The 12,694-nt window shown below is 41.1% G+C and carries 6 protein-coding genes and 1 pseudogene; 1 reads left to right on the top strand and 6 read right to left on the bottom strand.

The genetic code is table 11. From position 1 onward, the window contains the following. Positions 1-97: 97 nt before the first annotated feature. The 6 genes from CD03_RS0130295 to CD03_RS36655 all read right to left on the bottom strand — a co-directional run bounded on the left by CD03_RS0130295 (position 98) and on the right by CD03_RS36655 (position 12,623). Complete coding sequence (locus CD03_RS0130295) at positions 98-1,060, bottom strand: glycosyltransferase family 2 protein (protein ID WP_027296821.1); 963 nt, start codon at positions 1,058-1,060, stop codon at positions 98-100. Between the two features lie 93 nt (positions 1,061-1,153). Further along, a complete protein-coding gene (locus CD03_RS0130290; protein ID WP_027296820.1) occupies positions 1,154-3,145 on the bottom strand; it encodes a glycosyltransferase family 2 protein in 1,992 nt (663 codons plus the stop codon). Then, on the bottom strand, positions 3,138-4,322 hold the full coding sequence (rffA, locus tag CD03_RS35345) for a dTDP-4-amino-4,6-dideoxygalactose transaminase (protein ID WP_044289766.1): 1,185 nt from the start codon (positions 4,320-4,322) through the stop codon (positions 3,138-3,140). Before rffA ends, CD03_RS0130290 begins: the two co-directional genes overlap by 8 nt. Positions 4,323-4,326: 4 nt before the next feature. After that, positions 4,327-7,065, bottom strand: coding sequence for a YfhO family protein (locus CD03_RS0130280; protein WP_027296819.1), 2,739 nt, complete (start codon positions 7,063-7,065; stop codon positions 4,327-4,329). Positions 7,066-7,096: 31 nt separating this feature from the next. Next, a complete protein-coding gene (locus tag CD03_RS0130275; RefSeq protein ID WP_027296818.1) occupies positions 7,097-9,541 on the bottom strand; it encodes a glycosyltransferase family 2 protein in 2,445 nt (814 codons plus the stop codon). 37 nt (positions 9,542-9,578) lie between these two features. After that, the gene (locus CD03_RS36655) at positions 9,579-12,623 is read right to left on the bottom strand and encodes a glycosyltransferase family 2 protein (protein ID WP_052378054.1); all 3,045 of its coding nucleotides are present in this window, start codon (positions 12,621-12,623) and stop codon (positions 9,579-9,581) included. Between CD03_RS36655 and CD03_RS40260 the strand changes: the two are divergent. Beyond that, a pseudogene (locus CD03_RS40260) lies at positions 12,601-12,672 on the top strand (hypothetical protein); the annotation flags it as partial. The gene CD03_RS36655 and the pseudogene CD03_RS40260 overlap by 23 nt on opposite strands. Positions 12,673-12,694 lie beyond the last annotated feature (22 nt).

The following is a 12,694-nucleotide window of genomic DNA, read 5'->3' as shown; positions in this document are numbered from 1 at the left end:
TCTTCACTCCTCGCTTTATCCATACGTTCTATAATACAATATCTCCCTAAAAAGGGCAACTGTCATTTTTCGATTTGATATCTAACTTTTTTAGAACTTATCTCGTATTTTTCAGACGTTTTATGATATTAATCCACAATTCAAATTGTATTTTAACATAATTCTTGAAATTTTTCTTTTTAAATTTAACTTTACTTCCTTTTTCCGCCAATGCGAAACCTTTTCTAATTCCCTGTATATACTCTTTAAAATATCCTTTACTGCCAAAAAATACTGTTTTCACCAGAATTCCCGTTATTAAGAATGGTATATTTAATAGTATTTGCAGAAAAGGCATGTTTTTATAAATTAAATAAATATTATTTCTGGCTGAGTAGCCGATTTTAAATTCATTGTATCTGGAACCGGTGGTTCCGCTTCCTACATGATGCACAACTGCCCCAGGTGCATAGCGGTTCTCATATCCTTCAATCCTTGCCCGGTATCCGATATCGATATCTTCCAGATATGCGTAATGCCGTTCATCGAAATATCCAATCACCGAGAAAATACTTTTTCGGTAAATTGCAGCACATGCACAGGATGCAAATATTCTGCGGGGTTCATCATACAGATTTGCGGGCATGTCTTTTCCCCAGGCGAATGCCCAGCCTAAAGAACAGTAATAATTTCCACCATCGTCCATCAGAGCGGGATTATGCATCTGCAGTATTTTCGCCTGGCTGGAAAAACAGTTTGGATGCATTTCTATATCTGCAAGCAGGGCCCTGACGAAATCCTCTTCTGCTTTTGTATCATTATTTAACAGGATCACGTAAGGTGCCTTTGCTTTCTGAATCCCGATATTAACCGCCCGGCAAAACCCATAATTTCGTTTTAATGCTATACATCTTACTTCCGGATATTTCTCTTTTACAAATGAAATGCTCCCGTCACCGGATCCGTTATCCACCAGCAGGATCTCAAAGTCTTTCTCCGTCTGCCTGCGCAGTGCGCTCAGGCAGTCATCCAGATAAATCATTCCATTATAATTTGGTATCACAACTGATACTTTACACATAAACTATTCCTCTTGCGACATTTCCGGCCAGTACAGCGCTGCATCAGTTTTTGCCATTCAATACCAGTCTGTGGAAATTGCGCGGTTGCTGTATTAAAGCCTGTTTGAAAATTCATTTTTCAGTTCATAATTCCAGGTTTTCAAAGAAAAATTAGGGTTATAATAAGGATCACCCTGTTTCAGGAGGGAAATCCAATGACTTCTCATATATTCTATCTCTGATTGAAAACGTCTTACTTTCTCTTTTGTATCTTCCGGTCCGCGGGTCTTTGACTCGTGATGGTACATTTCCACAAAGGGGTCATAAACCACAAGATAGCCTGCTTTCCCAACCTTCAGACAAAAATCCACATCGTTAAAGGCAACTGCCAGTTTCTCTTCAAATCCACCCACTTCTTCATAGACACTGCGGCTGACCATCATACATGCAGCTGTCACTGCGCTCATATCCTGCTGCAGCCTGGCTTTATGCAGATAACCGCTATGGCTTCTGGGCAGTCCCACAAACATACTGCCTGCTATTCCGCCGATCCCCAGTACAATACCCGCATGCTGAATGGTATCATCCGGGTAATAAAGCCTTGCACCGACAATGCCGACTTCTTCTCTTATTGCATGGCCTAAAAATTCTTCAATCCATCCCGGTGTTATTACTGTTATATCATTATTCAGGCAGATGATATATTCCCCTGAAGATTTTGCTATTCCAAAATTGTTAATAGCCGAATAATTAAATCTGGAAGTATTGCTACCTTCCGAGGAAGGGCTACATTCCGAGGAAAGTCTACATTCCTTGTCCCAATATACTACTTGAATCCGATTTTGTCCATCCAAATTTTTATAAAATGCAAAAGTTTCTTCCTCTTTACTATTATTTTCTACAATAATAACCTCATAATTCGGATAAGTTGTCTTTTCTTTGATGGAATTTAGACAGCTCTGCAAGATATCTGCATGATCTTTATTGGGAATGATAATCGAGACAAGCGGTTTATGAGTCACTTCATAAGAAACCCGGTAAAATCCCATATCTTTTGTCTGGCTAACACTTCCTTTTACTTTGCATCGGTTCAGATGTGCTTCAATTGCCCGTTTTCCTGCCTCAAAAGCATAGGCTTTACTAGCGGGATTGTCAGCTGTGGAAGCTTTGTGAATTCTCCAGTGATAGAGTACCTTCGGGACATGTATTACTTTTGACCCTCTGCATATTGCAAGGCGGCCTGCGATACTTCCGGAACCAGCTGTATCAACATGGTTTTTGTTCACACTCTGGCCATGCATTTCCCCTTTACTTGCCTCTTCGATGCACCGGAAAACAAAATCATAATCCTGGGCGCCTTCAAATTCCCTGCGAAGCCCTCCTGCTTTTTCTACCAGACTTCTCTTTACCACAAACAGATGACAGATATAATTGTTCGATCTCAACAGATCCAGGTTAAAGTCCGGCTTAAAATGCGGCTGGAAATGTTCCGAAAGATCCGATGTCACTTTATCTTCATCTGTATAAATAACTTCTGCTTCCTGATTTTCCTCTATCGCCTTCGCCACTTCGTACAGCGCATTTGGTGCCAGCAGGTCATCATGATCAAACAAAACAATGAACTCTCCTTTAGCCATCGTAAATGCCGCATTTGTATTATCTGCAATCCCCAGATTTTCTTCCAGTTTCTGATACCGGATTCTGGCATCACTTTTCACATATTCTTTTATAATCTTACCCGTCTGCGTGTCGTCTCCACTGCCATCAGCAAGACACAGCTCCCAATGAGGATAACTCTGTTCGCAGACCGATTCGATCATCTGGCGCAGAAATTCTTCCGGCGTCCGGTAAACAGGAACTACCACGCTGAATTTCACCGGATTCTTCCAGTTTTGTTCTCTCTGCCGTTCCAGTTCCTCTGCCGATGCTTTGTGCCTGTCAAACCAGACAGGATAGTCCACATCCGAATGTTCAAAACGCTCTGTAAGTTTTACCGTAAACTCCTTGAAGCCATAGTGCTTCAGATACAGACACGCTTTTTTAATATTATATGGAGAAAGTCGTTTTACCAGCTTTCCCCAGGAAATCTTTGCATGTTTACTCATTTTTTTCCCCTTGAATAGCACAAGCAGGCTGACCTGCAAAACTGCTGTCTCCTGTGAAGAAACTTTTTATTGTTTTTACCACATGTTCCAAATCCTTTTCCTCCAGACCATAATACATGGGAAGCCGCAAAAGGCGTTCACTCTCCAAAGTGGTATAGCGGTCTTCTCCGCAGAAACGTCCGAATTTCAGACCTGCCGGAGCAGTATGCAGAGGAATATAATGAAACACACTATGTATGCCATTATCATGAAGATAGGCGATTAATCTGCTTCTCACTTTAAGATTCTCCACTTTAATATAGTACATGTGGGCATTGTGCACCGCATATTCCGGCACCGATGGCTGACTTAAATATCCCTGATCCGCCAATCCCTTCAGGCCCTCCTGATAGTATGCATAGCTTCTCATTCTATCCTTTGTAATTTTATCTGCGATTTCCAGCTGGGCATAGAGATAAGCCGCATTCATATCGCTAGGCAGGTATGAGGAACCATAATTCACCCAGGTATATTTATCTATCTGTCCCCGGAAAAACTTACTCCGGTTGGTTCCCTTTTCTCTTAGTATTTCCGCTTTTTCACGATATTCATCCCCCTGGAATAATATCGCTCCGCCTTCACCCATAGAATAATTCTTGGTCTCATGAAAACTGTAACATCCAAAATCCCCGATTGTACCAAGGGCTTTGCCTTTGTAGTAAGCATCCACACCCTGCGCCGCATCTTCAATAACAGCCAAATGATGTCTCCCGGCAATTGCCATAATCTCATCCATGGCACATGCCACCCCGGCATAGTGAACCGGTACAATGGCTTTTGTCTTCTCCGTTACCGCCTGTTCAATCAGACGTTCATCTATATTCATGGTGTCCGGCCGGATATCTACAAATACCAGCTTTGCGCCCTGGAGTACGAATGCATCCGCAGTGGAAACAAATGTATATGCCGGCATAATCACTTCATCCCCCGGCCGGATCTCTGCCAGAAAGGCCGCCATTTCCAGGGCATGGGTGCAGGATGTGGTAAGCAGAGCATGTTTTACATGGAAACGATCTTCCATCCATTGGGAACACCGCTTTGTAAACTTTCCGTCACCACTGATTTTCCTTGCGTCAATCGCCTCTTTTATATAGTCCAGTTCTTTTCCTGTAAATGGTGGTACATTAAAATCGATCATTTTACTACTCTTCTTTCCTATTTCTGCTTATCCTTATGTTCCATACCAGCATTGATATAAATATGATACTGCTTATGATGCTTACAATGACTCCTTCTTTAAATAAAGGGGGATCAAATACTATTTTCACCTCATGGCTTCCCGCTGGAGTTTCAAAGGCAATAAAGCCATAATCCGCCCTTTTTATTTCCTGCCTGTTTCCGTCCAGATAAACGGACCACCCTTTTTCAAAAGGAATTGCCAGCATCACCATACCATCTACCGGTGCTTCAATTTTACCTGTAATCATACTGTCCCGCTTCGGATCTGTAATTTCAATATTTGCTTCTTCATCGTATACAATAGAGTCTTTATATCCGTAAGCGTTCAAATTTGTCAGCTTTGCATTTACTTTTCCTTCATTGATCTGTATCGTAATATTTTCCGTATCCGGCAAAATGTTTAATGCTATATTCTTCGGTTCGTCTTTTCTCACATACACTCTGTAAGGGCGGTCATCGTTTGTACTTATTTCCACATAGGTCGGGAAATCTACCTCGATTGTAAATTCAAGCTTTGCTCTCTGGTATTTTTGTAATGATTTCTGATTAACCGGAAGATGAATAAAGTGCTGGTCATAGGTTGTAATTTCATGATTACCTGCCTGGCATACGGACGTATCTATTTTATCATACGCAATCAAATCTGCTGCTTTTTTCTTCTGATATTCCTTTAATTGTTTGTCAGAAATCCGAAAAGCGCTCTTCTTTTGGCTTTCCGATTCATCCAGTACCAGAACATCCGACAATAAACCTTCTACATCAAACTGGCTTCGCTTTGCGGTAAATGCATCTTCGTCCATGGTCTTTGTAAAGAATTTACCAAGGGAGGAGGTTTTCTGATTTCTATAAATATAAATATCTCCCACTTCACGCAAAAACTGATAGCCGTCCACATTTAAATCCTTCGTCTTAGTCAAAATGTATTTCACATTACAAAGAGCTGCCAGATCACTGTCATGAACCGCATTTTTAAACTGGTAATGATTGATATCCCCCAAACTGTACAACTGAGGCCATACACGGTCTACAAATGCTGCTATATTTCCATTCTGGGTAGAATTATAAGTACTGACCCCATGATAATACTGCGCCAGCGAATCCATACTGTGGGAAGCAGAGATAAAATCCTTTTCTACTCTGTAAAAAGAAGAATCAATAGATTTTAAATATGCCAGCGCTTCCTCCACGGAAGAATGATATGTGCCTTCAAAATAAGAAGTATCATCTTTCTTTACCGTATCCCTGTTCTTATAATTTAATGCCGTATCACTGGTGACATTAAAAAATAACAGAACCACCAGCATTAAATAGAGATTACTGAAAGGTATCTTCCATTTTTTCTGAACAAACAGCCACAGGACAACTGCCATGCCTATTCCTGTCACAAGCATAAAAAAGGCATTTTCACCATATCCTGCTTCTTTCAGATATGTATAGGCCTTCCCATATACCGCAATAATTCCAATACATGCTGCAGCCAGCCCCAAAATATTTAATTTTCTTTCTTTTATTATCCGGTCCAGCATCATCCCGCTGACCAGTGCGAAAAGCGGCATAAATAAAAAGCTGTGCCTTGAGAATTCATAAGAAAATCCATTGAATATAATACTTCCGCATTTCAGACCAATGCTGACTGCAATCAGTATAACTGCCGCATATTGGATTATTTTATGCTTTTTATCTGTATTCTGCCTGTGAATAGTAAACAAATACTGAAATAACAATATTACAAACAAGGCAGATAAAAACAGATGGATATCTTCATAATAATTTGAAAATCCACTGTAAGAATATGTGGATCCCGACTGCAGGTTACTGGAAAACAGATTGTATAATGCTGTCTTATAGTAATCTTTAGGCCAAAGACTGAAAGAAGCCAGCAACCGCTGTGAAAGGCTCGTGGTGGAGGCCAGCCTTGCACTTGTTCCAAACAAAAGTGCGGCAACCGGAAAAAGATTAATGGCTCCCATTCCCACGCCTAACAGCATAAAGCATCCATCACTGAATAAAAGCATGATTTTTTCTTTAAGCTTCCATCCATTCAGCTGAATCAGCCGGAAACATAAATATATGCCGCCTCCAAGCAGACACATATATCCCCAATATAAGCTTCCAAATACAATAATACCGGAGACTGCGGCAAGAATCAGTTTGTATTTTTTACATACCAGTGTTTTTTCTATGCAGAGTAAGAGCAGGGGAAAGAAGACAACTACCGTAGCAAATTGATAATGCTGCCCCCAGACCACCATGAAGCCGCTGAATGCATACATAAATCCTGCAATAAGCTTTGCATATTCTGAAAGTGAAAAGCAGGATAAATAATAATAGACTGCAATACCTGCAAGAAGTATCTTAAAAATCTGGAAATATACCAGATAAGAAGCCAGATGCTCCGGTCCAAACACGACACCCAACAGGTAAAGCACCATCAAAAAGGGATCTGTCAGGTTCAGTCCAAACATATTTACCCCAAAACCATTGTTGAAATCCCACAGAGAAAAACTTCCGTTTCGCAAATGATTCACAATAGTATTATACTGCATCAGATACTGCTGCTTTGTATCAGAACCTATGTCTCCAAAGACAAAGGTTTCATTTCCAAATATATAACTCTGAAAAATAAGAAGACAGGCACCTAAAATGATCAGGCTTAGAATCCCTGCCGTCTTAAAACTGCTTGTATTTTTTTCCTGTATCATACGTTACTCCCCTTGCTGAAATTCTCCCTAATTAAATCTTCAACGAGAAATCCGCCTTGTCTAACGATAAATTCACATTATAATAAGGATCCCCTTTTTCCAGGATATCCGGCCACTTAGCAAGAAACCTGTTGGCTTCCCTGTTAAACCTCTGGACTTTATCGGGGGTATCCTCATATCCTCTGGACTTGGACTCATAGTGGTAAAGTTCTGCATACGGGTTATACACCACTAACTTACCAAGTGCCCTGACTTTCAGACAAAAATCTATATCATTAAATGCAACCTGAAGGTTCTCGTCAAACCCTCCGGCTTCTTCAAATACACTTCTTTTTACCATCATGCATGCCGCTGTTACTGCGCTTAAATCAGCCGCACAGATAATTCTGGAAAAATATCCATTATCATCACGTCTGCTCCCGATAAATGCATGCCCTGCAATCCCGCCAAATCCAATGATAACGCCTGCATGCTGAATGGTATTATCCTCAAAATACAGTCTGGCTCCTACGGCTCCCACATCATCCCGCATACAGTAGCCCAGCATTTCTTCCAGACAATCTTCATTAATAATCTCCGTATCATTATTTAAAAACAGTAAGTAGCTTCCTTTTGCATGTCTCACACCAAAATTATTGATGCTGGAGTAGTTAAATACATCTTTCCAGCAGACAACATGCGCACATGCAAGCTCTGCTTCCAGTTTTCGGTAATAATCAAATGTTTCTTTTTCACTGCTGTTATTTTCCACAATAATAAATTCTATATTAGGATAAGCCGATTTGGTTAAAATGGAACGGACACATTTTTCTAAATCAGCAGAATGGTCTTTATTCGGTATGATTACTGAGATCAGAGGTTTCTCCTCCGGCATTACAAACCGGGTCTTATAAAGCCCCAGATATGCTCCACTTGAAACAACTGCTTCGATGCCAAGCCTGTCGTAATGCGCCTGCACTGCCCGTGTTCCCGCCTCAAAAGCATAAAGCTTGCTCTCGGGATTCTCAGCAGTGGAATCCTTATGGGCACGCCAATGATAAAGTACTTTCGGTATATGCCAGATCTCTTTTGCCTGCTCTGCACATCTTAAAATAAAGTCGTAATCCTGTGCTCCGTCAAACTCCTGACGCAGGCATCCCACCTGTTTTAAAAGTTCTTTTTTTACAACAAATAAATGACTGATATAATTCATACTGCATAGTAAATCAATATTGAAATCTGATTTGAAATGAGGCTGGAAATATTCTTTTCCATTCATAGTAATTTTATCTTCATCCGAATAAAGCACGTCAATACGGGGATTTTTATTGATTGCTTTCACACACTCAAACAGCGCCTCCGGCGCCAGTAAATCGTCATGATCTGCAAACGCAATATAATTTCCCGTAGCAATCTGAATTGCATAATTAGTATTTTCTGAAATCTGCATTTGCTTTTTCGGATAAATGACCTTGATTCTGGAATCCTTTTTCTGCATTTCATTTAATGTTTCAGCGAGAGGCGAATCCTCCCCGCTTCCATCTGAGAGACATAGTTCAAAGTTCTCGTAAGTCTGGTTTTGTACGGATTCCACAAATTCCTTTAAATAAGGAAGGGGTGTCTTATATAATGGTACTACGATACTGATCAGGGGTCTGAGCCCGAACTTGGTGCGCCTTTGTTCTTCCAGTTCTTCTCTGGAAATCAAATGTTTCCTGCGCCATTTTCCATAGTTCTCTTCAATATTCATATCCACACGCATTACTTTTTCAATCGTACGTTTCATGGCACGCTCCAGACCGTTTCGTTTCAGATAGGCGATACCTTTTGTTAAATACGATGGCTGTCCTGATTTTCCGGCAGCAGAAGAACCCACCGTATAGCCGGAACTAAGCCCACATGCTGTAACGGTAATCTTCACCTTCGAAGCCGGTTTCCTATATTCCAGCTGGAACCCGGCCTGATTGCAGAGATGCCCCTCAGGAAAATTACCAGCCAGATCCACACGCTCGTGGAATTTTATTTCTGCATCTATTTCACAGCCTTTACTGTCCTTAAGTCCAACTTGATAAGGTTCTATCGACGCTGCCCAGCCACTTACGGACATTTTCCCATCCGCTCCTGCACGAATAGCATCAACACAGAAATTCACTTCTTTTTGCTGCTTTAAAAGGTTGGAAACAGGAAGCCTGTAAATCCGCTTCTGTTCCTCCTCTGTCTTTTGGAAAACGGATAACTTTTTGTGGGAGCCCATTTCTTTCGGAAGTTTAATCCATATAAAATATTCCCGGTCTATTTCCAGCCCCTTTGCCAGATATTTTTTCCGTACCTCTATCCCCGATAAGTTCGTAACTTTCACAGGAAGCCGCTTCCGGTCCATAAATGCAGAAATATTTTTATCGGTGATTTCATCTCCTTCACAAATTCCCTGCAATACATAGCAGTCCCTGTGTTCCAGATGAAATCTGGCTATCTGTACATTAAACAATCTGTCCATCCGTATCCTCCTAAATTCGTCACCCCATACTGCCAGATTACCAAAGGGTAAATGGCGCACGGTTTACTGAGAAATTCTGATTGTAATAAGGATCACCCGCATCTACAACCGGGCCCCAAACAGAACGGAACTTCTCTACTTCTTTCTGGAAACGCGCCTGTTTTTCCGGCGTATCCTCGTAGCCTCTGGACTTGGATTCATAATGGTGCCACAGTGAAAAAGCATTATAAACAATCAGATACTTTTTCTCGCGCACTTTCATACAGAATTCCACGTCATTTAATGCTACTGCAAAATCTTCATTAAAACATCCAACTTCTTCAAAAACCTCACGGCGCACCATCATACATGCAGCCGTAACGGCACTATAATTACAGTTAATTACAGGGCGGAGCATAAAACCTAAGTCATCCTTCCCGATACCGGAAAAGACGTGTCCTGCAAATCCGCCAAATCCCAGTACAATACCGGCATGTTGAACCGTATCATCTGCGAACAGCAATTTCGCTCCTACGCATCCAACTTCTTCTCTCATACAGCAGCCCAGCATTTCACGAATGCCATCCGGACTGATTAATTCCGTATCGTTGTTTAAAAACAGCAGATAATCTCCTTTTGCATGCTTCACACCAAAGTTATTGATGGCGGAATAATTAAATCCGCTCTCCCAGGTAATCACATGAACATTTTTAAATTCCTGGGAAAGCTTCTCGTAATAGGAGAAAGTATCTTTCTTCTGACTGTTATTTTCCACAACAATAAATTCTATATTTTTATAATTACTTTTCTCCAGAATAGAGCGCACGCAAAGATCCAGATCTTGTGTATGATCTTTATTTGGTATAATAATGGAAACAAGGGGATCACCCGGCGTATGATATTTTACATGATTCATTCCCCAGAGATCCATTCTTTCCACATCCGCTTTAACTCCCACCCGTTTCAGGTGCTCTTCGATCGCTTTTCTTCCGGCTTCATATGCATACATTTTGCTTTCCGGATTCTCAGCAGTAGAATTGCTGTGCATTCTCCAATAATAAAGAATTTTAGGAACATGCTTGATCACTTTTGCCTTTTCGATGCACCGGAACATCAGATCATAATCCTGTGCTCCGTCAAATTCTTTACGGAATCCTCCCACTTCATGGAATATAGAACTTTTCACTACAAAGAGGTGGGTGATATAATTATGGGAGCGCAAAAGGTCAAGGCTAAAGTCCGGCTTCAGATTGGGATCCATATGTTCGGTCAAATCTGCATTTACCTTATCTTCATCCGAATATACAATATCTGTCTTCTTATCCTGCAGTGCCTGCACCATTTCACTGAGCGCATTGGGTGCCAAAACATCATCATGATCTAAAAGTGCTATATAATCACCGGTTGCCAAAGGGATTGCCCCATTGGTATTCTCAGATATTCCTTTATTACTGTCCAGCAAAACATATTTGATTCTGGCATCCTTTTTCGCATATGACTCAAATGCCTCTTCCAGTTCTTTATTTCCACAGCTGCCGTCTGCAATACATAACTCCCACTTTCCATAGGTCTGTGACTGTACGGATTCTATCATCTCATGAAGATATTTCAGCGGTGTATTATAAGTGGGAACCAAAATACTGATCACTGGTTTATAAAGAAACTGATGCTTTCTCTGGCTTTCTAACTGAGCCTGCGTTGGAAGCTGAGCCTCAAACCAGTTCTGGTAAGGCGTTTTCGGTTTAACAGCTTCTGTATCCGGCTTTTGCGGCATCATCTGCTTTGCCTTAAACTTGGCATAATTTCGTGCCGTACGCATTTTTTCCATAGCCTGAAAGCCTTTTGTCTGTCTCAGGGCATGCAGCTGATCCTGCAGCTCTTTTCCCTTGTCATGATAGCGATGGGCCTTTTCACGCAGCTCTGTCAGCTCTTTTCTCTGTGCTTTCAGATTTTTAACCATTTCTCTTTCATCCAGGATATCGATATGTCCCTGAATGGTAATGGAATGCAATTCTTTAAAGTTGCCTTGGATGATATAAGCCGGATCATAATCCCAGAAAACATCTCCATCTCCCTGATGGAATCCGTTCATAGGTTCTATCTGTGTCATACACTCAGAAATGATGTTATCTATTCTGCAGCAGCAGATTTCCCGCTCCAGAGGGTCCCACCTGAGCATACCGATATCTCCCGGATTCTCAATTTCAAAGGTAACCGAAAAACTGCCTTCTTTATCTAAATATAATTTCTGATGTAAGGACCGCTCCTCTGAAAAGACTTCTCCCCCGGAATAATACAAGGTGCTTACAAACTTTGTCTTTGGATGATAGTTAACTCCCAGACCGTCACCTCTCAGGTCAATAAACCCCTGAGAAATAGAGCTGTACATCTCACGAATTGGTACATGTCCGCGAACTACATAATCCTGAAAAGATTTCTCCATCTCCAGATAAACCGGAATTTGGTCCGGACAGATACCTTCCTGCCGGTAATATTGTGTCAGATCATTCTTCGATATATCTTCATTTCCGTGTAAAAAATAATGAAGAACACGGAAAATCACAAAGTCTACCGGAATCGGAAAAGCAAAGGTCCATTCATAATCAATCAGATTCCAGCCTTTGCCCACCAGAATATTACCCAGTACCATATCGATATTGGATACCGGCATAGAATACTGATTCTCCGGAAGACAAGGATTGCCGAATATTTCTCTGAATTCTTCCGTCATCCGAAAGGGCTCTGTAGCACTTTCACGTATGATCTCAATATAGATATTCAGATACTTCATCGCTTTATCTTTTTTACCGGACTGCCAAAGTTGATGCAGCCCCTCTTCTAAAGTATACATCCCCTCCAGATATTCCAGTTCGACACCTTCTTCAGTCAATGCACAATGATTAACCGAAATCTTCGTACCATGAAACATCTGTGACAGTTCATCGTACCACCTCTTTATATTATTCACATGAGGAATTCCCTCCTCATAGCAGGGTACCTTACGGACCGTTTTTTTCTTATGTTCGTCAATCAGGATATCTGTACGAATATCAAATGCTTTACTTCTTTCATTTGAGAATTTGGAATATACCACTTTCTTCATAATAATTATTTGTTCCTTTCTGATTTGGCAAATTCAGACCGCAAAGCGGGGCATGCAGATGACGGGAATGA

This window comes from Robinsoniella sp. KNHs210, assembly GCF_000686105.1.
GTDB classification, from domain to species: domain Bacteria; phylum Bacillota; class Clostridia; order Lachnospirales; family Lachnospiraceae; genus Robinsoniella; species Robinsoniella peoriensis.
The sequence above is the reverse complement of the archived record's forward strand: the minus strand, read 5'-3'. Positions and strand labels throughout refer to the sequence as shown.